Below are 26,329 nucleotides of genomic sequence, written 5' to 3'. Positions count from 1 at the left end.
TCGCTGAGATCGTAACGCGCCATCACCATGCTCCTCCCCGAACAGGTGAATCAGCCTTCGACCAGAAGCTCAACCCTTAATGAGTTCAGAACCTAGGCCCGCCCGGGAGTCGAACTTAAACCGCCATCCGTCACTCCATCGACAATTCGGGGAAGGGACGGCGCGGAAGCTTCACGTCCACGACATCGCCCGGAAGCAGTTCCGTGTTCTCGTCAGCCGCGATCTGGCCGCCTGACGCGGCGTTGCGGAAGATCGCGAGCTGCGGCTTCTGCCGATCATTGGCGATGAGCTGCGAGCGCGGTCCCAGCACCATCAGCTTCTCGTCGACGCCACGGATCTGCGACCTCACCATGGCGAGCTTCAGGCTGGCATCCTGCAGCGCCTGCAGGAGCTCCAGCTTGTGTTGGTCGTCGAAGCTCCCGATCTTCCATGCCAGCTCCTGCTTGTCCTTTTCGCTCTGCGCGGTTTCCGCCAGCGTCTGCAGCAGGCGCGTGGCGGAAAGCAGCTGCGAGCGTCGGGCATCCACGAGCCGGTCGGATGTCAGGAGGCCGCGCTGCGACAGGTTCTGCGCGCGGGTCAGCTCGTTGACGTCTTCCTGCGCGCCCTGCGATTCCTTCTGCTGCTGGTCGTTCAGCGCCTCGATGCGGGACTGCACCGCCTTCTGGGCCTCGACGAGATACGTCTTCTCCCGCTCCTGGCCGGCATTGCGCAGGCTGATCTGCGTGTTCTGCGTCTGCACGAGGCCGGGGGGCACGGTGTCCGCGCCGCCGGCGGCCGCGATTTGTGAGCCGCTGATCTCGTTCTTGCCGCCGATCTCCGCTTGGATGCGGGCGATATTGGCCTGCGCGTCGGCAAGCTGCGGCAGGAGCAGGTCGCGCTGGGCATTGAGATCGGCGATCTGGAAGGCGGGACTGGCGATCCGCTGCGAGACGATGTCGTAGCCGCCCGCCAGCGCCACCGCCTGCCGCAGCGTCATGCCCGGCCGGAAACCTTGCTCGCCGGGCTTGCTGACGTCGCCGGAGATATAGACGGGTCTGTATTCGGCGACATCGACCGAGATCTCGTCGCTGGAAAAGGTGACGGGATATTCCCGCCCGTCCGCGCTGCGACGGCGCAGCACCTTGCTCGCCATGCCGGTCTGGATTTGCGCGCGGAGGTCGTCAAGCGAAAGGCCGGCCGCCGGCATTTCCCCGATCAGGGGAACGGCCACGCGGCCATCGAGATCGATGCGGGCGCGCCGGCCGAGGCCGGGTTCGCCGGCGATGGTGACCTCGATCGTGTCGCCGGAGGCCAGCCGGTATTCCGCATGAGCGGGCGAGGCGAGGAACCCGGCGCATCCGGCGGCAAGGCCAAGGAGCGGCAGCCGCCATGTTGGGGCCGAGCGGAGAAGGCGGAAGGAGCGGGACTGGTTCTGCGTCATGGTGATCTCCTGGTCGGACCGCTCAGCCCACCAGCTCGCGATAGAGTTCGGCGGTTCGTTCCGCGACTCGCTCGGTGGAAAAGCGGTCGGTGGCGTAGGCGCGGCATGTCTCGGAGTCCGGCAGGCAAACGCGCCCGTCCAGGATGTCGATCAGGGCCTGGGCCAGATCCCCGGGGCTCGCGGAGGCGCAGACGAGATGCTCCGAAAGCGGCGCCACCACCTCCGGCAAGCCGCCGACGGGCGTCACCAGCGAGGGGGTGCCTGCCGCGAGCGCTTCCGCCGCGACGAGGCCGAAGCCCTCCAGAGTGGCCGTCGGCACCACGTTGAGATCCGCCGCGCGATAGGCGAGGGGCAGGTCCTCGTCGGGCACGAAGCCGAGCAGGCGCACGTTGCGCGCGAGGTCCGTCTGGCGAATCCGCTCTTCCAGTTCGGGCCTCAGCAAGCCGGTGCCGCCGATCATCAAGAGCACGTCGCGGTGCCGCTTTACGACGGCGGGCATGGCCTCGATCAGTCGATCCAGCCCCATGCGCCGGGTGAGCCTGCGGACCGAAACGAGAATGGGCCGGCTGGTCGGCCAGCCCAGCAGGCGGCGCGCCTCGAAGCGGCTTTCCGGCACGGCGAAGCGTTCCAGATCGACGCCGCCGGGGATCACGTGAACGCGCCGCTCCTGCACGCCGTAGCTCCGGACCACGAGGTCGCGAAAGGCCTGGGAGAGCACCACGACCCGGTCGGCGCGGCGATAGACGCTGCGTTCCAGCAGGGACTTGGCCGCGACGACCCCGCGCGACGAGCCTTCCTGCGCCGCCTCCGCCGCCCACGGACCGTGGAAGTGCATGACGAAGGGGCGCTTGCTCAGGCCCTGCAGGATCGGCGCGGCATAAAGCGCGAAATGGGCGGCGACGAGATCGAAGCCGTCGCTGCGGGAGAGTTCGGCGAAGCTGCGCCTGAGACCGAGAAGCTGGGAGGGCAGGCCGGCCCTCGGCGCGGAGAATGAATGCACCCGCCCGAAGGTCCGCAGCGCCGCGTCTTCCGGAGCGCGCACGAGCCCGGTCACGCGGACGCCCTGGCCCGGCAGGGCCTCGACCAGATCGTGAAAGGCCCGGTCCAGCCCGCCGGAGCTGCCCGTGGTCCACGCCATGCCGATCTCCAGCACACTCAGGATGGTGGTGGAGCGGCGGAGCGGAACGACGTTCGCGGCCGCGCTTCCGGTGGCAAGACCCGTATCGAAGCGCAGGATCCGGCCGTCGCCGGGGCCCGCGCCCGGCTGGAATCGCTCGCGGTTCATGGCAGCGCCTCCGGCGTTTGCGGGGGCGCCGTCCGCCGGGCCTGCCACTGGAGTTCGTAGAGCTTGATCTCGGTGAAGACCTCGTAGAACACCCAGAGAACCGAGGCGGAGAAGCCGGCCATTCCCTCCCGGCAAAGGCGATGCACGAGATATTGCTGCACGAAGCGCGCCGGCGGCCGCCACATCAGCCGGAACAGGCTGAAGCGCCGGCCGCCGAGATAGGCCTTCTCAGCCTCCAGCCCGGTGTAGCGGTTGAACCGCATCACCAGATTGCCGACGGAGCGGAAGCCGAAATGCCAGAGGCGGCCGGGTAGCTGCACGATCTGGTCCGGCGTGGCGTCCGGCGTCTCGTGAACCAGCACGTTGCGGATGCGGTGTTGCCGCCGGTTGTAGAGGCGGACCTGCCGCTCGCCTTTCGTCCACCAGGTGTCGAAGAAGTTGTTCATGCGGGTGACGGCGAAGGCCTGAAGGGGATCGGCCTCTGGCCGCGCCTTCCAGGCGGTGATCGCCTCGGCGAGTTCGCTGCCGACCGCTTCGTCCGCGTCGATGAAGAAGACCCAGTCTTCCCCGGCATGCTCGGCGGCGAAGTTGCGCTGCCGGGCATAGCCGGGCCAGGCGTTGACGAGCACCCTTGCGCCCGCCTCGCGCGCGGCGTCCGCGGTGCCGTCGCGGCTGCCGCCATCCACCACGAGGATCTCGTCGGCGAAGGGCCGGCAGGACAGAACCGCGCGGGCGATGCAGTCTTCCTCGTCCTGCGCGATGATCAGCGCGGTGAGGCTTCGCACCGGCTTCGCCGTTCCGGGCGCGGCGGAGGCGAGCCCTTCCGTCCCGGGCGAGGCCTTGGCGATCTCCGGGAAACCGGCCCGAAATGTCGAATGCTCGTTCATCGCCGCTCCCTCAGGGAAATCAGCGCCTCGCGCAGCATGGTGACGTCGTCGGACCCGAGCCAGAGACGCGGCACGGGAACGCGGAGGACCAGCGGGTAGGAGGCGAGAATCAGGATCAGCCGGAGGGCGCTCGCGATGAGCAGCGCCGTGCCGGCGCCGGCGAGCCCGAAGCGCGGGATCAGGATCAGCATCAGCGGCACTTCCAGGGCGACGCCGGCCAGCTGCGAAACGGCGACCCAGCCCGGCCGGGCCAGCGCCATGAAGCTCTGCGCGAGAATGGCGACCATGCTCGACAGCAGGGCCTCGACCAGAAGAATGCGGAGCAGCGATGCCGCCGCCGTGAAATCCGGGCCGTAGACGAGGACCAGCAAGGCGGGCCCGACCGCGAAAAGAAAGGCGCAGCCGAATGCGGTGAAGATCAGCACCCATCGCGTGGCAAGCGCGACGGCGGCCACGGCTTCCTCGGTGGATCGGCCGGAAGCAAAGGGGAACAGCACCGTGGCGACGGAGGCCTGCACCACCGCCAGCACGCGCGTCACGCTGACCGCCACGACATAGGAGCCCGCCCCGCGCGAGGTGAGCATTCCCACCACGAGGATCTGATCCACCTGCCCGGCAAGCGCCACCACGAGGTCGATCGCATAGGCACGCGACCCATACCCCGCGAGGTGTCGCGCGGCGCTCCGGAGGCCGCTGAGGGAAGGGCGATAGCGCCAGAGCAGCACGAACATCCAGCCAAGCGGCAGAACGCCGCCGGCCACCACCGCCAACGCCACGCGCAACGGGGTCACGTTCGTCTCAAGCAGGGCGAGCAGGCCCAGAAAGACGAGCGACAGAGCGGGCGAGGCGAACCATGCGAGGTTGGAAAGGGTGAACTCGCCGCTCGCCTCCAGCGCGGCGTGGCAGACCGGCACCAGCAGGATCATCGGTGCCTGGAACATGAAGAGCCGTGCCGCCCAGCGTATTTCCGGGGGATAGGAGCCGAGCCAGTGCGGGATCAACGCCAGGCCCGGCGGGATGGCGATCAGCCCGAGCGCCAGCGCCATGAGGAACACGGCGGCGAGCAAAGCCGGGCGCTCCTCCGGATGGCGCTTGATGTTGAAGACGATGGAACTCGGTAATCCGAAGGACAGGAGGCTCGCGAAGAAGCCGACGCCCAGGCCGATCGCCGCGAGCTGGCCCCTGCCTTCCGGTCCGAGAGAACGGGCGATCAGGATGCCCGTGCCGAGATTGATGCTGAGAACGGTGGCGCGGGTCACCACCGTTCTGATGGCGGAGGCGAGGGGGGTCCGCGTCGCCACGACCGTCACGATCAGCGATCCCGCACCCCGGAAGGGGCGCCAGAACCCGGCGCCCGGATTGGCCTCGCCGTCCAGGCTCATGACGTCAGCCGGGAACTGGCGGGCGCCGGGCGGACGGCGCCGCCGTGAACGCGATCGGCGGCGAGCGGGTACACCGTTTCGCCGGTCCAGCCGGAGGCCGGCTCCTCCGCCTCGGGCCGGGCCGAGCTTGCGCGGCGCAGCCTTGCGGCGGCACGGGCTTCGACCAGCAGCGCCGCCCCCAGCCCGATCGCCAGCGAGATGATCAGGCTGATTGCCATCAACAGGCTGGTCTTCGGCGAGGACGCGCTGGAGGGCGCGACGGCGTGGGACACGAGGCGTGTGTCGGGGATCTGCAACCCCTTCGCCGCCAGCAGGGTATTGTAGCGGTTCAACACGGAATCGTAGGCGACGCGCCGGGCATTGGTGATCGCCTCCAGCGTGCTCAGTCCGATATTGGCCTCGTCCGACGCCGATTTCCGGGCGGCGGCATCGCTCACCTGCCTTTCCAGCGCCTGCTCCTCCGCGGTCGCGGTGGCGAGATCGGCGGCATAGCTCTGCTCGACGCGCGCCAGTTCCTGGCGGATGGTTTCGTCCACGCCGGCAAGCTCCTGCCGGGCGGCCTCGATGCTGGGATTGTCGGCGGCCAGAACGCGCTGCAGACGATTGAGATTGGCGCGGGCCTCCACCTGCTGGTCGCGCAGCTTGGCAAGCACCGGGATGGCCCAGATCTCGCTGGTGCCCTGGATCTCGCCGCCGTCGACGATGTGGCGGAGCTCGTCGCGCCGGGCGGAGCGGGCGGCGATGTCGCCGCGCACCTGCGCGAGGCGCTCGCTGATGAACGCCAGGTTCTGCTCCGCGCCGGTCGAGCCCTTGGCCAGCACCAGCCCGTTATCGCGCCGGAAGGCCTGCACGGCCGCCTCGGAGATCTTGAGCTGCGCGCTGTTGCGGGTGAGTTCGTCGTCGAGCCAGCTGCCGATCTGCTGCTGGCTCTGGGCGCGGGCTTCCAGCTCGCCGTCGATGAAGGCGCTCGCATGCGCGTTGGCGATGGCGGCGGCAAGCGCCGCGTCCGGCAGCCGGACGACGATGCGCGCGATCATCGACTTGCCATCGTCGAAGACGGAGACCCGCGACTGGTAGAGCCGGATCAACCGGTCCGGTGCATCGCCCGAAGCGGCCTGAGCGGATGTGTTCGGCAGGAGGCGCCTGATCCCATCCACGGCTTGCCGCTTCAGCCGGGCGAAGACGGACGGGTGCTCGGTGGTGAAGGCCTTGTTGGCGGCCAGCGAAAGGCGATCGATGACGCGGCGGCTCATCTCGTCGCTGGCCAGCACCTCGACCGCGCTGCGGATGGCGAAGGGGTCGGCGGACGGGGTGATCCGGTTGCCGGCCTCGAACGGGTCCTGCCCGGCCGCGCCCGGCAAGAGCACCAGCGCCTCGGCCTGGTATTCCCGTGGCAGGGTCGAGATCTGGTAGCATGCGGCGGCGAAGCAGAGGCCGCCCACCAGCAGGACGAGGCCTTTCCGTTTCCAGCCGATCCCGGCCAGCCGCAGCGTGTCGGAGAAGCCCGTTTCGGTTCGCGTGTCCAAGCAACCACTCCCTTTTGCCGGCAGCCGGCAGCCGTCGCCCGAAAGCCCTGCGGAGCCCGTGGGCTTGCTGCCGGGCGTCAATACGCAGTGCGCGAAAAGAAGATCTCGGCGAAGGTGGCGAACAGGATCCTGAGATCCATGATCAGGCAACTTTCGCCGATATAGGCGAGATCGAAGAGCGTCCGCCGCTGCAGGTCGGAGAGCGCGGAAATCTCGCCCCGTGCTCCCCGGACCTGCGCCAGCCCCGTCATGCCCGGCCGGGCGGCGAAGCGGCCGAGATAGTTCTCGACCTGCCCGGCAAAGGCTTCGTCATGGCAGATCGCATGCGGGCGCGGCCCGACCAGCGACATCTCGCCCGCGATCACGTTGAGAAGCTGCGGCAGCTCGTCGATGCTGAGCTTGCGCAGCCAGGCACCGAGCGGGGTGACGCGGCTATCGCCGCGCGTCGCCTGCCGGATGGGGTCCTTCCCCTCTTCCAGGACGGACATGGTGCGGAACTTGACGATCTGGAACGGTACGCCGTCCAGCCCCGTGCGCCATTGGCGGAAGAAGACCGGGCCGGGACTGGTGACCTTCACCAGGAGGGCCGTCACCATCAGCGCGGGCAGGAACAGGGCGACCAGCAGGAGGCCGAGGACGAGATCGAAGGCACGCTTGGTCGGGCAGGTCAGATAGGGGCTCCAGCCTCCGCCCTGGTCCGCGGCAGGAACATCCCGCTGGTGGGAATCCAGCAATTCGGCTCCGCCTGGAACCGCCGGCTCGAGCGGCGGCGGCCCTCCCGGCCCGAAAGCGGCGGGGAGCTCGATCCGGGCGGTCCCGGGCCATACAGTATCGAGCCGATGATCCCCGAACATGGTCTCGCTCCGCCTCATTAAGGTTTCAGCAGGATCTTAATCCGGGCAATCCAAGTCAACGTGAACAAAGGTCTTGGTTCATGTTCAAAGGAGTTAAGGGTCATATCTGGATGGAGGGGTTAGTTATATTGGATATAATTCGTCATGCGTCCGTTGTATGATGCTTCGGATAGTGAAGTATTATTTCTTGGAGGGGCAGGAAATGTTGCGCAAGGACGAGCGATCCGTCGGGCTCGGCCGACTCTCCGCATCACGATCCGGCGGCCTGGCCGGGGCGTCGAAGGTGCCGTTCCGGGGCTGGATCCTCGTCGCCTTCGCCGTTCTGCTCTGGGCGGCGCTGCTCGCGCTTTTTCGCTTGCTCTGAGGTCAGATTGCCTGCAGCAGCTGGCTTCTCCTCGGCGCCGGCGATGAGACTTCCGCCGGGACGTGTTCGTGCACGAGGGCGGATTCCACGAAGTCCGCGAATTGCCGGCGGAAGCGGTCTTCCGAAAAGGCTTCCGCATTGGCCCGGCAGTTCCGCGGCGTGAAAAGATCGCGGTTGCGCTCGAACTCCGCGATGGCCCCCACGACCGATTCCGGGGTCTGCTCGCGGAACAGAACGCCGGTGGGGTGGGCCTTGTCCGCGGTCCTCACGGTCTCGCGGGCGCCGCCCTGGCCGAACGCGATCACCGGCACGCCGGCGGCCTGCGCTTCCACAAGGCTGATGCCGAAATCCTCCACGCCGCCGAAGACCAGCGCCGAAGCCTTCGCCACGAGGTCCCGCACCGCGCCTGCGGGCTGCCAGCCCAGCACCTCGACATTCTCCGACGCGTAGCGGCGGAGGATGTTCAGCTCCGGGCCGGTTCCCACGATCTTCAGCTTGCGACCGGGCATGCGCGAGAAGGCCTGCGCCAGGAGCTCCACGCGCTTGTAGGAAACGAGGCGGCACAGCGAGAGGTAATAGGGTTCGTCCTTGGTCTCCGCCGGCTGGAAGCTTTCCACCGCCACGGGCGGATGGATGACCCGCGCGTCCCGCCGGTAATATTTCCTTACGCGCTCGCGGACGAAGGACGAGTTGACGGCGATGGCGTCCGGCCGTTGCGCGGCGGCGTAGTCCCAGAGCCGCACCTGATGCAGCACCCGGCGCGCCCACCATGCGAGCGGCCCCCGGATCACGCGAGACTGGCGGAGATACTGGTCCTGCAGATCCCAGGCATAGCGCATCGGCGAGTGCACGTAGGACACGTGCGTCTGAAAGGGCCGGGTGATGACCCCCTGCGCGACGCTGTGGTGGGTGGAGATGACGAGGTCGTAGGCGGAAACGTCCAGCTGCTCCACCGCCAGGCCCCAGAGCGGGAAGATGTAGCGGTGATAGTGCTGCACCATCGGCAGGCGCTGGAGAAAGCTCGTCTGCACCCGCCGGTCGCCCAGGAAGTCCAGCTGGTTGGCCGGCAGGACGTTCAGCGTTGCGAAGAGGTCCGCCTCGGGATAGACGGCAAACATCTGCTCCAGAACCCGCTCGGCACCTCCGTAGAAGGACATGCTGTCGGAAACGATCGCCACTTTCATATACGGCTCCCGGTGCCACCTGACCTTCGATCCTAGTGGCTCCGTCCCCTCCGCTTCCGGCTCAAACGGGGGTATCGCATCGCCCAAGGCGAGGTAGCTCCGGCGAAGGGAGGCTGCCGCTACGCCTTCGGACCGCTACGTCGTCGGGGCGGCTCCCGGGGCCGCTCCCGGGGCGGACGTTCGAGGCGCGGTGGCCGGCGAGGGAAGCGCCGCGATCGGCATGGCGACGGCGAGCCAGAAGAAAATGCCGCCCTCGCCGACGGTGCAGGTGCCGCTCAGCAGCGTGAAGAGGCCCGCCACGCTGAAGGCGCGATAGCCGATATCCAGCATGTCGCCCGTTCGACCGTTTGGCTGGATCTGCGGGATCAGCACAAGCCCGGTGACGGAAAAGAGATAGACGAGGCCGCCCACCAGCCCGAGCGAGGCGAGGATTTCGATGAAGCCGCCGTCGATCACCTCGTAGCTGCGCACCGACACCTGCGAAGCGGTCGCGCCATGCAGCGCCAGTCCCTGGCCGAGCGGATCGCGATCCAGCGCGTCCACGAAGGTGCGGTACTGGAAGAGGCGGGCGGACGCGCTCTCGTCCTTGCCAAGGCTGCCGAAGCTCTCGAAGCGGCCGGTGATCGTTTCGCCGATATCCGGATCGAGCATCAGCAAGGGCGGTATCAGGATAGCGGCGCCGATGAGGCCGAGCATGGAGGCGCGCACGGCGCGCGGCGCCGTCAGGGCCATGAAGGCGAGGCAGAGCGCGAGCCCCAGCCACGAGGTGCGCACGAACGAGAGCAGCAGCGCTAGCGTTCCCGTGGTGATGCCCAGCCAGCGAAGGCGATGACGGCTGCAGAGCAGGAGCACGATGCCGATGCTGAGGAAGAAGGCATACGGGCCGGGCGAGTTCAGCGTGCCAAAGATGCGGACCTGATAGGGCAGCGGCGAGCCGATCGTGTTCATGTCCACGTTGTTCATCCAGTTCGCGTCCCAGGGCGGGATCTGGACGAACTGGTAGAGGCCGTAGAGCGCGGCGGCCGGGGTGGCGACCAGCATGAAGGCTTCCACCTCGGTTCGGAGCGCCGGGTGATCCGCCCTGTTCAGCACGATGGCGACCCCGAGGGCGGGCGGCACCGCCCAGCGAAGGGCGTCGAACATTCCATTGGCGATGTGGTCGTGGAGCAGCGCGAGGATCAGCCCGTAGGTCACCGCAAGGACGACCGCGAGAAAGAGGCCGCCTCCGCGCAAGCCCGCGCTCGGGCCGGGACGATTGCCGCCGGGCGCGCCGGGCTGGAGGCGTCCGGGAACGATCAACGCGACGAGCGAGCCGAGGCAGAGGCTTGCGGCGGCATAGGGCGCCACCATCAGGACGTTCACCTCCTGCCAGCCTGCCTGGAAATCGACGATACGCCGGACGAAAGGCGTCAGCACGAAGAGCCAGAGAACGAAGCTCAGGAACCGGCCGAAGGGATGGCGGACGAGCAGCCACAAGGCGATGCCGGCCACGGCGACCGGGAAGGCCAGCCGCAACGCGCTGGCGCCGCCGGCAAAGGCAGGAGCCGCGAGCGCGAGGATCAGCAGCATCAGCTTCACCTGTCGCCGGCAGGCGGCGGACATGGAATCGCGCATGGAAGCGGGCGTAATGGCGGCAGGGGCGACGTAAAAGGCGAGGCTCATGGATCCACGCGACAGCTGCGGCACGGAGGCTCCCAGCTTTCATGTACGGGGCTCAATGGCAATGGAGCCGAAAGGTGTAGAACATACCTCCGACGTGATGCTTTGTTGTGGAACGCGCCAACAGGGTAAGCCTTCTGCTGGCCTGTTCTTTGAAAGACCTCCTGCCTTACTATCGATTCCATGGGATAAAATTTCGGCAAAGCGCCCGAATCCCGCTGCGGGGACCGCTTATGTCTTGGATGTCTGTGGCAGAGAGCGAGAGGGAGCGGGTGGCGCCCGACGCCCCGGCCTCGGGCAGCGCCTGGCGGAAAGCGTCCATCCCCGAGCGGATCCGGACCATGGCGGAGCAGCACCCGGATGCGATCGCGCTGGACGATGGCGAGCGGCAGCTGACATTCGGCGAGCTGGAGGCGATGGCGAGCCGCAGCGCCCGCCATCTCGTCGCGCTCGGCGCCGGGCCGGAAACGCTGGTGGCCGTCTGCCTCAACCGCTCCATTCGCCAGGTCGTGGCGCTGCTCGCCGTCCTCAAATCCGGCGCCGCGTTCCTGCCGCTCGATCCCGCATGGCCGGACCTCCGCCTGCAATCGCTGATCGGCGATGCGGAAGCGGCGGTGGCGATCGTCGAAGCGGCCACGGTCGAGCGCTGCCGGGCGGGACGACACCGGATCCTGGACCTCGACGACGCCGGGGCGATGGCGGCGCTGAATGAGGAGGGGGCGCTTCCCGCCTCGCTCGATCCCCGTTCGCTCGCCTATGTGATCTACACCTCCGGTTCCACCGGGGCGCCCAAGGGCGTGGAGATCGAGCACCGCAACCTGCAGCATCTCGCGAATACGTACGCGGATACCTTCGAGGCCGGACCCGGCACGCGGGGCGGCTTTCTTTCCGGCCTCGCCTTCGACGGGGCGGTCTTCGACATCTGGCCGGTGCTTTCCGCCGGGGGAACGGTGGTCCTGCCGCGCGAGGAGGATCGCACCTCGGCGCGCGGCCTCAGGGACTGGCTGGTCGCACGGCGGGTGACGATCGCCACGGCGCCGACCGTTCTCGCGGAAGGTCTCATCGCCGAGAGCTGGCCGGCGGAGACCGCGCTTCGCCATTTGATTTCGGCCGGCGACACGCTGCATCATCATCCCCGGCCGGGCCTGCCCTTCGTCCTCCTGAACGGCTACGGCCCGACGGAATGCACGGTCTCGGCCACGCTGGGCGTCGTGGCGCCTCTCGCCGCATCCTCGGGAGAGCAGCCGGCACTGCCGACAATTGGAAAGCCCTTCGGCCCCTGCCGCATCCATCTCCTCGACGACCACGGGAAGCCGGTGGCGGATGGGGAGGTGGGCGAAATCCATATCGGCGGCCCCGGCGTCGGGCGCGGCTACCGAAACCGGCCGGAACTCACGGCCTTGCGCTTCGGCGGCGATTCCCTGAGCGACGGGACCACAAGCGATGGGGCCTTGAGCAGCGGGTCCCCCAGCGATGGCGCCCTGAACGACGGACCCCTGGGCGATCATCGGGGAGCCCGGCTCTTCCGCACCGGCGATCTCGGGCGTCGGCTGCCGGATGGCGACCATGTCTTCTGCGGGCGGGTCGACAGCCAGGTGAAGATTCGCGGCAACAGGGTCGAGCCCGAGGAGATCGCGACGGCGCTCCACCGGTGTCCGCTCGTGCTGGCCAGTGCCGTGGTGGCGCGGGACCTGTCGGAGGGGGACAAGCAACTCGTCGCCTATGTCGTCCTGCGGGAAGGCTCCGATCCCACCAGCGACGAATTGCGGAGCTTTCTCGCGGCGCGCCTGCCGGACTACATGGTTCCCGCCGCCTTCTGCCGTCTGCCGTCCCTGCCGATGACGGCGAACGGCAAGCTCGACAAGGCTGCCCTGCCGCAGCCTTCGGTGGCGAACGAACTGCGCCGGAAAGCCTACCGGGCGCCGCGCACGATGTCGGAGATCCGCCTTGCCGAGCTGATGGGCGCGGTGCTTCAGGTCGAGCGGGTCGGTCTCGACGACGACTTCTTCCTGCTTGGCGGCCAGTCGCTTCTGGCGGCGCAGTTCGTCCGGCTCGCCGCCGACGAGTTCGGTGTCGCGTTCACGCTGTTCCACTTCTACCGCGCGCCTGTCCTTGGAGACCTGGCGCGCACGCTGGAGCAGCTTCTGATCGAACAAATCGAAACCATGAGCGAGGAGGAGCTCCGGCGCTTGTCCGGCTCCTGAAAGAACCCGCTCGATTGTCTCTGGGGAGACACAACATGCAGTCGACAGCAATGTCCGACGCCAGGCGTCGGGCCCTCGAGGAACTATTGAGCAGAAGGGCCGGCGGCGATCGCGAGCGCTTCCGCATCCCGCGCCGGGCAGGCGAGGGGCCGGTGCCGGTTTCTCCCGAGCAGGAGGACGTGCTGTCCCATGCGGCGACCATGCCGGGGAGCCCGCTCTACAATGAAAGCCTGATCGTGCGCCATAGCGGCCCGCTGGATGCCGAGGCCATGCGCCTGGCCTTCGGCGAGATCGTTCGCCGCCACGAGATCTGGCGCACGACCATGCTGCTGGTCGACGGGCAGTTCGTCCAGACGGTGCATCCTCCTTTCCCAGTCGAGCTTCCCGTGACCGATCTGGGCGGCCTTCCCCCCGATCTCCAGGAGGCGGAAGCGGCCCGGATCGCCAGGGCGGATGCCGAGAGCCCGCTCTGCCCGTCGCGCCTGCCGTTGTTCCGGGCGAGGTTGATCCGCATGGGCGAGGAGGGCGACCGGCTGAGCTGCGCCGCCCACCATTCCATTCTCGACAGCCTGTCCCTGCAGGGGCGGCTCCTGCCGGAGCTGGTGTCGCTCTACCGGAGCTTCGCCGCGGGCGGCACGCCGCCGCGGGAAGAGGACGAGCTGCAATATGGCGATTACGCCGTCTGGCGGCGGGCGCAGGTCGCGGATGGGCGGATCGAGCGAAGTCTGGCGGACTGGCGGGAGATGCTGGCGGGTCCACTGCCGGCGCTGCAGCTGCCGACCGACCGCCCCCGCTCGCAGAACCCGGGAGCGGACGCCGCGGCGGAATGCTTCACCATCCCGCCCGAGCTCAGCCAGGCCCTGAAGCAGCAGGCCCACAGCGAGGGCGTGACCCTGTTCACCCTGCTGCTCGCGTCCTTCGGCGTGCTCCTGCATCGCTATAGCGGCCAGGAGGACGTCATCGTCGGCACCGTGACCGACATGCGGACGCGGCCTGAGCTTGAGCGGATGAGCGGCTGCTTCCTCAACAGCCTCGCCCTGCGGCTCGCGCCGGCGGGCGAGCAGACGTTCCGGGGCTATCTCGCCCGGCTCAGGAGCACCGTGTTCCGCTCGCTGGGCGCCAGCGAGGTGCCGTTCGAGCGCGTGCTGCGGGAGGTCCGGCCGCGACGCGTCGGCGGCCGTCATCCGCTCTTCGACGCCTTCTTCGTGCTGGAACCGACCGCGCCGGCGTTGCCATCCGGCTGGTCTTTCTCCCCCTCGGAACTGGCCCCCCCGGCGGCGAAGTTCGACCTCTGGCTGGACATCACGGATACCGGCAACCACCTCGCGGGCCGGTTCATCTACCGCGCCGATCTCTTCGATGCGGAAACCGTGCGACGCATGACCGGCCATCTCGTCACGCTGATGCGCGGCGCGGTGGAGCATCCGGATTGCCGGCTCGGCGATCTGCCGCTTCTCACGCGGGCGGAAGAGGAGCGGTTCGCCGCCTGGAACGAGACACGCCGGCCTATTCCGGACAGTCCCGTCCCCGCGCTTTTCCGGGCAGAGGCGCGTCGCGGCCCCGATGCGCCGGCCGTCACCTTCGGCGACCGGACGGCGAATTATGCCGAGCTCGACCGCCTGTCGGATCGTCTGGCCGCGCGCCTGCTGGAAGCGGGCGCCGGGCCGGGCAAGCTGGTCGGCGTCTGCATGGAGCGCTCGATCGACATGGTGGCGGCGCTTCTGGCGGTGATGAAATCCGGAGGGGCCTATCTGCCGCTGGATCCCGGCTTTCCCGTCGCCCGCCTGCAGATGATCTGCGCCGATGCGGAACCCGTGGTGCTCCTGGCGGAGCCGAAGACCCGCCACGTCCTTGCCGGCAGCGACATTCCCGTGCTCGTCTGCGACGCGCTGGATGCGGGGGAAGAAACGGCTTGGCCGGCGCTGGTAAAGCCCGCGCTGGAGGACAACGGGCTAGAGGGGATCGAGCTGGAGGACATGGCCTATGTCCTCTACACCTCCGGCTCGACCGGCCGGCCCAAGGGCGTGGAAATCTCGCATCGCGCGCTGGTGAACCTCCTGGCTTCCATGGCCGCCGAGCCCGGCTTCAGCGCCGTCGATTCCATGCTCGCGGTTACCACGATCTCCTTCGATATCGCCGGTCTGGAGCTTTTCCTGCCGTTGATCTCCGGCGGCCGCATCGTGCTGGCCAGCCGCGAGGCCGCCGCCGATCCGCGCGAACTCGCGGCTCTCATCCGGACCTCCGACTGTTCGGTGATGCAGGCGACGCCCGCCACCTGGCGTGGGCTGGTGGAAAGCGGCTGGAAGGGGCGGGCGGATCTCAGGATCCTCTGCGGCGGCGAAGCGCTGCCGGGCGATCTTGCCGAGCAGCTGCTCACGCGCTGCGCCAGCCTCTGGAACGTCTACGGTCCGACCGAGACGACGATCTGGTCGACCGTGCACAAGGTGGCGCGCGGGGAGCGGCCCGTGCCCGTCGGGCGGCCGCTTGCCAACACGACCTGCTTCATCCTCGACAAGGCCGGCCGTCGCGTGCCGGTGGGCGTGCCCGGCGAACTCTTTATCGGTGGGGACGGGCTGGCCCGGGGCTATCACGGCCGGCCGGATCTGACTGCGGACCGCTTCGTTTCGATGCCCGCGGCGGGCGGCGCGAGGGTCTACCGCACGGGCGATCTCGCCCGCTTTCGCGGCGATGGATCGATCGAATGCCTCGGGCGAACCGACCATCAGGTGAAGGTGCGCGGCTTCCGCATCGAATGCGGCGAAGTGGAAGCGGCGCTGCAAACGCATCCGGGGGTCGCGGGCGCGGCCGTTCGCATCTGGCCCGACGCTTCGGGCGCGGCGAGCCTCGTCGGTTACATCGTGGCGCGGCAGGGAAGCGAACCGGAGCTCGCCGAGGTCAGGATGTTCCTGCGTCGCCTCCTGCCGGACTACATGGTCCCCTCGCGCCTGATGCGGATCGCCCAGCTGCCGATGACCCCGAACCGCAAGGTGGATCGCGATGCGCTGCCGCCGCCCGGCGGGGAAGGGCTCGGTGGAGAAGGGTCGGGCGGGGAAGAGCCCGGCGAAGGCGGGGCTGCGGCGGACGAGATGAGCGAGAAGGAGCGGCGCCTTGCCCGACTCTGGGCCGAAGTGCTGGGCAGGTCGATGGTCGGCCCGACCGAAAACTTCTTCGAACTCGGCGGCCATTCCCTTCTGGCGATGAGGCTGCTGAACCGCATCGAGGAGGAGTTCCGTTGCCAGCTTTCCATGGCCTCGATCTTCCATGCGCCGGACGTGCGCGGCATGGCGCTGCTTCTGGGCAGCGACGACGTGGCGGTGCCCCGCACCGTCAACATCCAGCCGAGGGGAAGCCGGCCGGCACTCTTCTGGCTGAATGCCGGGCCGAAATACCTGCCGCTTGCCCATGAACTCGGGGTGGACCAGCCGTTTTACGGACTGGAGCTGACCAAGGCGGAGATGGGGGGCTTTGTCGGCAGGGTGGAAGTGCACGACATCGCGGCGCACATGATCGAGGCGATACGCGCCGTGCAGCCGTCGGGTCCGTACTATATCGGCGGCTATTGCGACTGGGGCATTCCCGCCTTCGAGGTCGCCCAGCAGCTGATCGCCGCCGGGGAGACGGTGGGCCGGCTCTTCGTTCTGGATACGCCCAATCCGACGGTCATGGAGGAAACCAGCGCCGTTGCCGTCGATCTCAGCCGCTTCCGTTATCATCTGGGCGAGATGATGCGGCGGCGCGGACGCGAGCGCTGGGCCTATGGCTTCATACGGGCGCAACGCGCGGCGCGTCGCTGGCTCGGGCGGCTGCCGGTCGAAGCCACGGAAGAAGAGGTGATCGCCTTCGGCAACGAGATGGAGCGCAAGGTCCATGCCTATCGTCCCGTTTCCTATCCCGGGGATTTCGTTCTGCTGCAGCCGGAAAAGCGCGCCGACATCCTGAACTATACGGAGGGATGGCGAGGCATGATCCGCGGCGCTTTCGAGAGCTATTCCATTCCCGGCAGCCACGAGGAGATCCTGGAGGAAGACAATATTCGCCAGCTCGGCAGGGTGATCGCGGACTGCCTGCAGCGGTCGCAGACAGAAATCCCGATGCGCGGACAGGAAGCGGCGTGACGCGAAGCCGGCCCGAGATCCTGGTCCTCGCCTTTCCGCTCGACCCGGGTCCGGCGGAGACGGGGAGGCTCACGGCGCTTCTCTCACCGGAGGAGAGCGCGAGAGCCGGGAAATTCCGGCACTCAGACGACAGCCGACGTTTCCGGGTGCGGCGGGGCCGGGCGCGGGAAGCGCTGGGATTGCTGACGGACAGCGACCCGGGTCGCCTTGCCTTCGAGGTCGATGCCTTCGGCAAGCCCCGGCTTCGGGATTCAAACTGGCGTTTCAGCCTCTCCTCATCGCGCGAGCTCGGCCTGATCGCGCTCGCGGAAAGCGCGGAGGTCGGCTGCGACGTGGAATGGCGCGATCCGTCGTTTCCGTTCGGCGATGTGGCGGAGCGCTTCTTCTCGGCCTCGGAGCGGGCGGATCTTCAGGCGGTCGGGAGGGCGTGGAGACGCGAAGGCTTCTTCAACGGCTGGACGCGCAAGGAGGCCTTCGCCAAGGCGCGGGGGCTGGGCTTCTCGCTACCCTTCCAAAACTTCGACGTTTCCCTGCGGCCGGACGCTCCGGCGAGGCTCGGCGCGGGCTGCGACGGCTGGACGCTCCTGGCGTTCGAGCCGGCGCCGCTTTATCACGCGGCCGTCGTGGGCCCGGCCGGCGCCGTCTTTCGCGTCCTCGAAGGCCTCTCCGGCCTGCGTCAGCGGATCAGGCGGGCGACCGGGTTGCCCTTGATATCCACCACGACCTCTTCCGTGCGGGCGTAATCGTCTTCGAAACGGACGATGTCGTCCTCGCCGAGATAGGCGCCGGACTGCACCTCGATCAGGTTCAGCGGCAGCCTGCCGGGATTGGCGAGGCGATGCACGCAGCCGAGGGGCAGGAAGAGGGACTCGTTTTCCCGCAGCAGGATCTCCTCCTCGTCGCGCGTCACCAGCGCCGTGCCGTTCACCACGACCCAGTGCTCGGCGCGGTGGAAGTGCTTCTGCAGCGAGAGCTTCGCGCCGGGATTGACGGTGATGCTCTTGACCTGGAAGCGGTCGCCCTCGTGCAGGCACTGATAAGCGCCCCACGGGCGGTGAACGCGCCTGGAACCGATGGCGGATTCGTGGCCTTCCCGCTTCAGCCGCTCCACGATGCGCTTCACGTCCTGATCGTGCTCGCGGTCCGCCACCAGGACCACGTCGCCGGTCGCCACCACGATCAAATCCTTGACCCCCAGCGTCGCCACGAGCTGCCCTTCGCCGCGGATGTAGGAGCCGGAGGTTTCTTCGGCGATCACCTCGCCTGAAAGCACGTTGCCGTCGGCATCCTGCTCGCCGATCTCCCAGAGCGCCGACCAGCTGCCGACATCCGTCCAGGCGAAGTCGGAGGGCACGATGGCCGCGCGGTCGGTGTGCTCCATCACCGCGTAATCCAGCGAGATGGAGGGCGCCGTCATGAAGGCCTCGCGCCCCAGGCGCAGGAAATCGAGGTCGCGCGTGGCCGACTGCACGGCGGCGCGGCAGGCCTCGACCACCTTGGGCGCGAAGCGCGTCAGTTCGTCGATCAGCACCTTGGCGGGGCAGAGAAAGATGCCGCTGTTCCAGAGATAATCGCCGCTGGCGAGATAGTCTTCCGCCGTCGCGAGATCCGGCTTTTCCACGAAGCGGTCGACCTTCCGGACCTCGCCCTCGGGATCCAGCCGATCACCGGTTCTGATGTAGCCATAGGCCGTGGAGGGCGCGCTCGGGCGGATGCCGAAGAGCAGCAGCGAGCCCGTCGCGGCTGCGTCCGCCGCCTGGTCGAGCGCGGCCAGGAAGGCATCGACGTCGCTTACCACGTGATCGGCCGGCATCAGCAGCACCAGCGGATCGGCATGCTCCTTGAGGGCGAGCAGCGCCGCGACGGCCGCCGCTGCCGCCGTGTTGCGGCCGGACGGCTCCAGCACGATCTCCGCATCCTCGCAGCGGATGGTGCGAAGCTGCTCGGCGATCAGGAAGCGGTGCTCCGCGTTGGCGACCACCATCAGCCGGCCGAAACGCTCGGGGTCGCTGGCGCGCTTTGCCGATTGCTGCAGCAGCGTTTCCGTGCCGGTGAGGCTGAGAAGCTGCTTGGGATAGGTCTCGCGCGAAAGCGGCCAGAGGCGCGAGCCGGTGCCGCCGGAAAGAAGGACCGGAATGATCTTTGTGCCGGATCTGCTCATCGAAGGCTCCGTTCCGCAAGCCGGCCCTCGGGCCGGACGACCGGGAGTCCGGCAGCGGATTTCCCGGCCAGTCTAGTCGCTGGCGCATGCCGCACAACCTTTGACGAATGCACCTTACGGCGATCCTCTTCTAAGGCTTCCGGTCATCGGCCCTGTTCTTCCGTGCGGGCTCGATGCTCGCGGACGGAGACGTTCACATGCGTCGCGCGGCCCGCGCCCCAGCCGCAGAAGGCGGCGCCGGCCCAGAGCAGCACGAAGAAGATCGCAGAGGACGTGAAGCTTCCCATCCAGCCATGCAGCAAGCCCACCAGCAGCGGCCCCGTCGCGGCGATGAGGTAGCCGACCCCCTGCACCATGCCGGACAGATGTGAGGCGACGCGCGCATCGGGCGAACGCAGCACGATCAGCATCATGGCGATCGCGATCAGGCCGCCCTGGCCGATGCCCTGGACCACGGCCCAGAACCAGACGGTCCAGAGCGGAGCGAACAGGAAGCCGAGCAAACCGATCAACGCGACCGTGGGCAGCACCACGCAGATCAGCCGCTGGTCGCGGCCTCGCATCGCCAGATGCGGGACGAGCAGGCAGGTGACGACCTGCACCATCACGGAAACGGAAACGACAAAGCCGGCAGACGCGGCATCCATGCCGCGTTCCCGCAGGATCGGCGCGAGCCAGCCGAAGACGATATAGGCCAGCGCCGACTGAAGGCCCATGAACAGCGTGATCTGCCAGGCGAGCGGATCGCGCCATAGCCCCTCGATCCGATGGCTGACGGTCTGGTGCCCGCCCTGGGTCCGAAGGCTCTGCGGCACCCAGAGGAGGAGGACGATGACCGCCGGGATCGCCCAGACGGCCAGCGCTCCCGCCCAGGAGCCGCCGATCAGGCGCTGGATCGGCACGGTGAAACCCGCCGCGCAGGCCGCACCCGCGCAAAGCGCCATGGTGTAGAGGCCGGTCATCAGCGCGGCACGCGAGGCGAAGTCGCGCTTCACCAGCCCCGGCAGCAGCACGTTGCCCAGCGCGATCGCGAAGCCCGCGAAGAAGGTCCCGGCAAAAAGCGCCGGCACGGTGCCGAAGCCCCGCAGGCCGCTGCCGATCGCGATCAGGAGCAGCGCGCCGAGAAGCACGCGCTCCGCGCCCACGCGACGGGCGAGACCCGGCGCCAGCGGCGCGAACATCCCGAGGCAGAGCACCGGCAGGGTGGTGAGAATGCTGGCGGTCGCCGTGGAAAGCCCCGCCGACAGCATCACCTCCGGCAGGAGGGCGGAAAGGCTGGAGAACACCGGCCGCAGATTGAAGGCGATCAGCACGAGGCTTCCCCCCAGCACGAGGCGGCCGAGTGGGGTGGCGGCCGGGGTAGGCACCGGCGTCGGCTGGGCATCCGCCTCGGCATCCACGAGCTGCCCGGCCACGAGCTGCCCAGCGACGGGCGGCTGGCCTGTGCGCGCTGATGGAACGACGGAAGGCGGAACGTTGGGCATGGGCTCGAAGCTCGGGGAGGACGATTGCCTGTCCAGTAACGCTTGCAACGCCAAGATGCCACCGGCGAGGCTGCTCTGCGCTGTCGCGGCATCTAGATGGGATCTAGAGTTGACGCGGTTTCGGCACTCGCGCTAGCCTTCGTCCATGTCGCGGAAGGCCGAAAACGATCCGGACGAGAGCGCCGTCCCGCCGAGCGTGGCCGGGGCGACTGTGCTGCCGCGCGGGCTGATCCAGATGACGGTGAACGCCATGGGGCTTGCCATCGTCAGCGGGCGCTGGCCGCCGGGCTCGGCTCTGCCCTTCGAGGCGGAACTCGCCTCGGAGTTCGGCATCGGCCGCAACGCGCTGCGCGAAGCGGTCAAGGTGCTGGCCGGCAAGGGACTTGTGCGCACGGCGCGTCGCTACGGTTCGCGCGTCTGCGACCGCTCGGAGTGGAACCTGTTCGATCCCGATGTGCTGACCTGGCATCTGACGGACTCCCGCAGTTATGCCCGCTTCCTGCGCGAGCTTTCCGATCTTCGCGCCCTGATCGAGCCCGGCGCGGCGGCGCTGGCGGCGACGCAGGCGAGCGCTGGGGAGAAGGCACGGATCGTGGCGCTGGCGCAGTCCCTGCTGACGGCCTCGCCGGAGGAGTCGGTCGCCATCGACGTGGAACTGCATCTTTCGATTCTCGACGCCACGCATAACAGCCTGATCGCCGGCTTCCGCCATCCGCTGAGGATCCTGCTCGACGCGCTTTTCCAGACGAGCCTCGATTCCGTTTCCGGCGAGCATCGCTACGATCCGAACCCGGCGATCCATATCGCGCTGGCGACCGCGATCCAGGGCGGTCGCGCCGAGGAAGCCCGCTACATCTCCACGGCGATCACCGCGCGCGGCCAGCATGGTGCCAACGCGCTGGACCGGGACGCCTCCTTCTGGGTGAACCGGACGACGACGGCGGCGGACGGCGCGGCCGAGGGCGGCGCGATCGCAGGAACAAGCACAAGAACAACCGAGGAAACGCGATGAAGATAACCGCCATCAAGACGCTGATCCCATGGGTGGGCAGCCGCAACCAGCTGCTGGTCAAGGTGGAGACCGACGAAGGCATTCATGGCTGGGGCGAGTCCGGCCTGTCCGGGCGCGAGAAGGCGGTGGCCGGCGCGATCGAGCACTACCGCGAATTCCTGATCGGCCGCGATCCCATGCGCGCCGGCGCGCTGTGGCAGGAGATGTATCGCAGCCAGTACTTCGAGGGCGGGCGGGTGCTCACCGCCGCGATCGGCGCGCTGGACATCGCCTTCCACGACATCAAGGGCAAGGCGCTGGGCGTGCCCGTCTACCAGCTTCTCGGCGGCAAGCATCGCGACCGCGTGCCGGCCTTCGCCACCGCCCCGGCCGAGCCCGGCCCGGAAATGCTGGAGCAGGCCAGGATCCTGATGGAGGCGGGCTGGACCAGCATCCGCTTCGTGCCGGCCGGGCAGACCAGCCGCGACCTCTTCGAGCCGCGCGAGTCGATCGCCGCCACCGCGCCCTGGATGGTGCGCGCCCGCGAGGAACTGGGCGATGCGGCCGTTCTCGGCATCGATTACCACCACCGTCTCAGCGTGGCGGAAGCCGCGTCGTTCCTGCAGAAGATGCCGAAGGGAACGCTGGACTATGTGGAGGAGCCGATCCGCGACGAGGCGCCGGAAGCCTACGAGGCGCTCCGCCGCATGACGGACGTGCCCTTCGCCATCGGCGAGGAATTCTCCTCCAAGTGGCAGTTCCTGCCCTTCATCGAGCGCGACATCCACCAGTTCAACCGCGTCGATATCTGCAATGTCGGCGGCTTCACCGAGGCGATGAAAGTCGCCGGCTGGAGCGAGGCGCATTACGTCGACCTGATGCCGCACAACCCGCTCGGACCCGTCTGCACGGCCGCCAGCGTCCACATGGCGGCGGCGGTGCCGAACTTCGCCTGGCTGGAATGCCGCAACTCGCCGGTCGAGAAGCTCGGCTTCGACAATGGCGAGATCTTCCCCGGCCAGCCGCAGCTGGACGGCGCGGCCTATATCGTGCCGGACGCGCCGGGCCTCGGCGTGGAAGTCGACGAGGCCGCGATCCTCCGGCAGGAGTTCCGCTTTTCCGAGCCGCCGCATCTCCGGCGGAGGGATGGTTCCTACACCAACTGGTAACAACCGCCCGCAAGCCGGCGAAGACCGGCGGGGCCAACAGGGAGGCTGCCCGTGCGGGCAGATCAAGACATGTCGGATCAGGCAATCGGCGGTCGGCGGAGCGCGGTCTCCCCGGCACAGGCGAGCCGTACGCGCTATCTCATCGTGGCGCTGCTCTTCATCACGGGGGTGGTCAACTATCTCGACCGCACCAACCTCTCCATCGTGGCGCCTTCGCTTTCGAGCGAACTTCACGTCGATACGACCACGATGGGCTGGATCTTCTCAGCCTTCGGCTGGACCTATGCGGCCTTGCAGATCCCCGGCGGCTGGCTCGCCGACCGGGTTCATCCCAAGATCCTCTACCCGCTGGTCGTGCTGGTCTGGTCGATCGCGACCTTCAGCCTGGGTTTCGTCGGCGGGCTGACGAGCCTGGTGATCCTGCGCCTCGCGGTCGGCGCGTTCGAATCGCCCACCTACATCATGAACAACCGCATCGTGACGACGTGGTTTCCCGAGCGGGAGCGGGCCTCGACGGTCGGCATCTACACGTCCGCGCAATATGTGGGCCTCGGCTTTCTCACGCCCCTGCTGGTGTGGATGGAAGTGACCTATGGCTGGCGCTCGGTCTTCATCCTGACCGGCGCGCTCGGCCTCATCATGGCGCTGGTCTGGGCATTACTCTACCGCGACCCCGCGCGCTTCCGGGGCACTAATCAGGCGGAAGTGGACCTGATCCGCGAAGGCGGCGGACTGCCGGACCTCAGCGACCGCATCGAAGCGCGGCAGGCGGAAAAGAAGAACGCCTTCGTGTGGAGCGATCTCGGCATCGTGCTGTCGCGCCGCAAGCTCTGGGGCATGTATGTCGGCCAGTTCTGCATGCTGGCTTCCGCCAACTTCTTCCTGACGTGGTTCCCGACCTATCTCGTGAAGTTCCGCCACATGGACTTCATCAAGGCCGGTTTCTACGCCTCCGTTCCCTTTCTTGCGGGCTTCCTGGGTGTGCTGTTCTCCGGCTTTCTGTCGGACTTCCTGCTGCGCCGGGGCGCGACGCTGGCCACCGCGCGCAAGGTGCCGGTGATCGCCGGCGTCGTGCTCTCGATGGTGATCATCTGCGCGCAGTTCGTGGAATCGCCCGCCATGGTGATCCTGTTCCTGACGCTGGCCTTCTTCGGCACCGGGATGGCCTCGATCACCTGGTCGCTGATCTCCACGCTCGCGCCGGAGCGGCTGATCGGGTTGACCGGCGGCGTCTTCAACCTGTTCGGCGGCCTGTCCGGCATCGTGATCCCGATCGTCATCGGCTATCTCGTGCAGGGCGGCAGCTTCACGCCGGCCTTCGTGCTCTGCTCCGCCCTCGCCGCGGTGGCGGCCTTTTGCTACATCGTGGTGGTCGGCAAAGTGGAGCGCGTGCGGGAATAGCGCGCGGCAATTCCGGCCGGTTCGCCGGCCGGGATCTCGGTAGAGTTCGAGATACCCGTTCGTTTCCCAGTCGCTGAGATGGGAATGGAAGCGCCAGTTACAGCGCGCCGTTGCGGTGGTGCGGCATGCCGTCGTGCTGGGAGAGCTTCGTGGCGCTTCTTGCCGTCAACGAGGCTCTGGTCTCCCGTTTGCAGGAGAGCCGGGGAGCGGAGGCGCGCAAGCGCATGCAGAAGCTGGAGACCGTTCGGTCGAACCTTGCCGGGAGTGACGTTTCGAATGATCCGTGAGCCGATCATAATGGCCTGCACCTGCGAGATCGCCGGCCGCGTCCGGGGCAAGGGCTTTCCCGCCGCCGACCTGCCCTCGCGGCTGGAAAAAGGCGTCGGCTGGGTGCCCACCAACACCATGATCTCGGCGCTGGGGCCGATCGCGGACACGCCCTTCGGCGCGACCGGCGACATGATCCTCGTGCCGGACCCGACAACCGAGGTGAATGTCGACTTCGGTGACGGCAGCGTGCCGGAGCGCTGGTTTCTCGGCGATATCCGGCTGACGGACGGCACGCCCTGGGAGTGCTGCCCGCGCGAGTTCCTGCGCCGGGCGCTGCGTGACCTGGACGAGGCCGCCGGCCTCCAGCTCTTCGCCGCCTTCGAGCATGAATTCGTCTATTCCGGCGTGGAGGACAGGCCCGGCGCGCCCTACAGCCTCGACCTCTATCGCCGGCAGGGCGGCTTCGGCGAAACGCTTCTGGCGGCGATGCGGGCCGCCGGTGTGGAGCCGGATTCCTTTCTGCCGGAATACGGAGCACGCCAGTTCGAGGTGACCTGCGCCCCGGCGCTCGGCATGAAGGCTGCCGACGATGCCGTGAAGGTGCGCGAAATGGCGCGCGCGGTGGCGATCCGGCTGGGCCACCGCGCGACCTTCTCGCCGATCCTCGATCCCGAAGGGACCGGCAGCGGCGTCCACATCCATTTCAGCTTCCGCGACCGGGAGAGCGGGTCCGCGACCTACGATCCGGCGCGGCCCTTCATGCTGACGGAGACGGCCGGGCACTTCATGGCGGGCATCCTCGCCCATCTGCCCGCCATCGCGGCGATCACCGCGCCCTCGCCGGTTTCCTATATCCGGCTCCGCCCCGATCGCTGGGCGCCGACCTGGGGCTATATCGCGGACCGCGACCGCGAGGCGAGCCTCAGGATCTGCCCCGTCGTCGGCGGCACGAGCGAGGACGCCCGGCGGCGATTCAATGTCGAGTTCCGCCCGGCCGACGCGGCGGCGAGCCCCTATCTGGCGCTGGGCGTGCTGGTCCATGCCGGCGTGGACGGCATCCGGCGCAGGCTGAAGCTGCCGGATCTCGACGGGATCGCCGCGATGGATGCGGCGGAACGGGAGGCGGCGGGTATCCGCCGGCTGCCGCAATCGCTGGCCGAGGCGCTGGACGAACTAGAGGCCGACGCGGGGGCGAAGAACTGGTTCGGCGCGATCTATCTCGATGCCTATCTGAGGCACAAGCGGGCCGAGATCGGCATGGTCGCGGGCCTGGACGAGCGAGCGCAGTGCGATCTTTACGCCGAGAGCTACTGAGGGGAGCTATTGGGGGGAACGATGGGCAAGCGCCATCCAGTCCGCGGCGTCCATCAGCCGGCAATAACCGCGAAAGAGGTCGAGCGCCTGCGCGTGGCGGGCGTGGGTGTTCGCCATGCAGGTATCCGCGAGGCAGGTGACGTAGAAGCCCCGGTCCGCCGCATCCTTGACGGTATGGTCGATGCACTGGTCGGTGAGAAAACCGGTGACCACCAGATCGGTGATGCCGATATTGCGCAGGAGATACTCGATATTCGTGGAGTTGAAGAGGCTGGAGGAGGTCTTGGGGATCACCATCTCGTCGGCCTCCGGCGCGATGGCGTCCAGAACCTGCGCCTCCCACGAGCCTTTGGCGACAAAGAAGTCGGAAAGCTTGTAGTCGAGGCTGCGGTCGCGGCCGTCGCGGGTGAAGTTCTCGATGACGGTGTAGATCACCTCCACGCCGCGCGCGCGGCAATGGGCGATCAGCCGTCGCAGGTTCGGGATCACCCGGTCGCGCGCCGCCTCGAAGAATTCAGGCCGGACAGCCGCCTGCGCCTCGTTGAAGGTGAGGTTCTGCACATCCACGATCAGCAGCGCCGTCGTCGCGGCATCCACGATGCGCTCGCGCGTCAGCCCGCGATCCCGGGCGCGGATGTCAGGTGCCTCACTCATTCACG

20 protein-coding genes are annotated in these 26,329 nt (G+C 68.1%); 9 read left to right on the top strand and 11 right to left on the bottom strand.

Going from position 1 to position 26,329, the window contains the following annotated elements; translation table 11 throughout:
• Window positions 1-130: 130 nt before the first annotated feature.
• From BMY25_RS18665 to BMY25_RS18640, 6 genes are all read right to left on the bottom strand, one after another.
• Window positions 131-1,420, bottom strand: coding sequence for a polysaccharide biosynthesis/export family protein (locus BMY25_RS18665; RefSeq protein ID WP_092499497.1), 1,290 nt, complete (start codon window positions 1,418-1,420; stop codon window positions 131-133).
• Between the two features lie 22 nt (window positions 1,421-1,442).
• Window positions 1,443-2,705, bottom strand: coding sequence for a glycosyltransferase family 4 protein (locus BMY25_RS18660; RefSeq protein ID WP_143062044.1), 1,263 nt, complete (start codon window positions 2,703-2,705; stop codon window positions 1,443-1,445).
• The gene (locus tag BMY25_RS18655) at window positions 2,702-3,592 is read right to left on the bottom strand and encodes a glycosyltransferase family 2 protein (protein WP_092499493.1); all 891 of its coding nucleotides are present in this window, start codon (window positions 3,590-3,592) and stop codon (window positions 2,702-2,704) included. The genes BMY25_RS18660 and BMY25_RS18655 overlap by 4 nt, the downstream gene beginning before the upstream one ends.
• Complete coding sequence (locus BMY25_RS18650) at window positions 3,589-4,974, bottom strand: oligosaccharide flippase family protein (RefSeq protein WP_092499491.1); 1,386 nt, start codon at window positions 4,972-4,974, stop codon at window positions 3,589-3,591. The genes BMY25_RS18655 and BMY25_RS18650 overlap by 4 nt, the downstream gene beginning before the upstream one ends.
• A complete protein-coding gene (locus tag BMY25_RS18645) occupies window positions 4,971-6,500 on the bottom strand; it encodes a GumC family protein (protein ID WP_092499489.1) in 1,530 nt (509 codons plus the stop codon). The genes BMY25_RS18650 and BMY25_RS18645 overlap by 4 nt, the downstream gene beginning before the upstream one ends.
• Before the next feature lie 77 nt (window positions 6,501-6,577).
• Entirely contained in the window at window positions 6,578-7,234 is a 657-nt protein-coding gene (locus BMY25_RS18640) for a sugar transferase (protein WP_177176941.1), read from the bottom strand.
• Window positions 7,235-7,556: 322 nt separating this feature from the next.
• On the opposite strand from BMY25_RS18640, the gene BMY25_RS20940 reads away from it, so the two are divergent.
• Window positions 7,557-7,718, top strand: a complete 162-nt coding sequence (locus BMY25_RS20940; protein WP_177176940.1) for a hypothetical protein — start codon at window positions 7,557-7,559, stop codon at window positions 7,716-7,718.
• Window positions 7,719-7,720: 2 nt separating this feature from the next.
• Here BMY25_RS20940 and BMY25_RS18630 read toward each other — a convergent pair whose 3' ends face one another.
• Both BMY25_RS18630 and BMY25_RS18625 read right to left on the bottom strand, forming a co-directional pair.
• The gene (locus BMY25_RS18630) at window positions 7,721-8,902 is read right to left on the bottom strand and encodes a glycosyltransferase (RefSeq protein ID WP_092499483.1); all 1,182 of its coding nucleotides are present in this window, start codon (window positions 8,900-8,902) and stop codon (window positions 7,721-7,723) included.
• 135 nt (window positions 8,903-9,037) lie between these two features.
• Window positions 9,038-10,564 (bottom strand): O-antigen ligase family protein, encoded by a 1,527-nt coding sequence (locus tag BMY25_RS18625; RefSeq protein WP_092499481.1) that lies wholly within the window; start codon window positions 10,562-10,564, stop codon window positions 9,038-9,040.
• Window positions 10,565-10,902: 338 nt separating this feature from the next.
• Here BMY25_RS18625 and BMY25_RS18620 point away from each other — a divergent pair, with 338 nt between their 5' ends.
• The 3 genes from BMY25_RS18620 (at window position 10,903) to BMY25_RS18610 (ending at window position 17,623) form a co-directional block, all read left to right on the top strand.
• Window positions 10,903-12,765, top strand: coding sequence for a non-ribosomal peptide synthetase (locus BMY25_RS18620; protein ID WP_177176939.1), 1,863 nt, complete (start codon window positions 10,903-10,905; stop codon window positions 12,763-12,765).
• 86 nt (window positions 12,766-12,851) lie between these two features.
• Window positions 12,852-16,880 carry a non-ribosomal peptide synthetase gene (locus tag BMY25_RS18615; protein ID WP_177176938.1) on the top strand — a complete coding sequence of 1,343 codons (4,029 nt, stop codon included), beginning with the start codon at window positions 12,852-12,854 and terminating at the stop codon, window positions 16,878-16,880.
• Window positions 16,877-17,623: a 4'-phosphopantetheinyl transferase family protein gene (locus BMY25_RS18610; protein ID WP_177176937.1), complete on the top strand. Its 747-nt coding sequence runs from the start codon at window positions 16,877-16,879 to the stop codon at window positions 17,621-17,623. Before BMY25_RS18615 ends, BMY25_RS18610 begins: the two co-directional genes overlap by 4 nt.
• On the opposite strand, the gene BMY25_RS18605 is transcribed toward BMY25_RS18610, so the two are convergent.
• Window positions 17,557-19,041, bottom strand: coding sequence for a mannose-1-phosphate guanylyltransferase/mannose-6-phosphate isomerase (locus tag BMY25_RS18605; RefSeq protein ID WP_092499473.1), 1,485 nt, complete (start codon window positions 19,039-19,041; stop codon window positions 17,557-17,559). The two genes, BMY25_RS18610 and BMY25_RS18605, sit on opposite strands and share 67 nt — an antisense overlap.
• Before the next feature lie 143 nt (window positions 19,042-19,184).
• Complete coding sequence (locus BMY25_RS18600; RefSeq protein WP_092499471.1) at window positions 19,185-20,525, bottom strand: CynX/NimT family MFS transporter; 1,341 nt, start codon at window positions 20,523-20,525, stop codon at window positions 19,185-19,187.
• A gap of 145 nt (window positions 20,526-20,670) precedes the next feature.
• On the opposite strand from BMY25_RS18600, the gene BMY25_RS18595 reads away from it, so the two are divergent.
• The 5 genes from BMY25_RS18595 (at window position 20,671) to BMY25_RS18580 (ending at window position 25,670) form a co-directional block, all read left to right on the top strand.
• Complete coding sequence (locus tag BMY25_RS18595; protein ID WP_092499469.1) at window positions 20,671-21,537, top strand: FadR/GntR family transcriptional regulator; 867 nt, start codon at window positions 20,671-20,673, stop codon at window positions 21,535-21,537.
• Window positions 21,534-22,685: a mandelate racemase/muconate lactonizing enzyme family protein gene (locus BMY25_RS18590; RefSeq protein WP_092499467.1), complete on the top strand. Its 1,152-nt coding sequence runs from the start codon at window positions 21,534-21,536 to the stop codon at window positions 22,683-22,685. Before BMY25_RS18595 ends, BMY25_RS18590 begins: the two co-directional genes overlap by 4 nt.
• Window positions 22,686-22,754: 69 nt before the next feature.
• A complete protein-coding gene (locus tag BMY25_RS18585; protein WP_092499465.1) occupies window positions 22,755-24,086 on the top strand; it encodes an MFS transporter in 1,332 nt (443 codons plus the stop codon).
• A gap of 149 nt (window positions 24,087-24,235) precedes the next feature.
• Window positions 24,236-24,373 (top strand): hypothetical protein, encoded by a 138-nt coding sequence (locus BMY25_RS20935; RefSeq protein WP_177176936.1) that lies wholly within the window; start codon window positions 24,236-24,238, stop codon window positions 24,371-24,373.
• Window positions 24,363-25,670, top strand: a complete 1,308-nt coding sequence (locus BMY25_RS18580) for a glutamine synthetase family protein (protein ID WP_177176935.1) — start codon at window positions 24,363-24,365, stop codon at window positions 25,668-25,670. The genes BMY25_RS20935 and BMY25_RS18580 overlap by 11 nt, the downstream gene beginning before the upstream one ends.
• Window positions 25,671-25,676: 6 nt before the next feature.
• Here the strand turns inward: BMY25_RS18580 and BMY25_RS18575 are convergent, their stop codons facing one another.
• A complete protein-coding gene (locus tag BMY25_RS18575) occupies window positions 25,677-26,324 on the bottom strand; it encodes a cysteine hydrolase family protein (RefSeq protein WP_092499461.1) in 648 nt (215 codons plus the stop codon).
• Window positions 26,325-26,329 lie beyond the last annotated feature (5 nt).

The sequence above is a fragment of the Faunimonas pinastri genome (genome assembly GCF_900110915.1).
In the GTDB taxonomy this organism is placed as follows: domain Bacteria; phylum Pseudomonadota; class Alphaproteobacteria; order Rhizobiales; family Afifellaceae; genus Faunimonas; species Faunimonas pinastri.
Note: the sequence above shows the minus strand (reverse complement) of the source record. Positions and strands in the feature narration are given on the sequence as shown.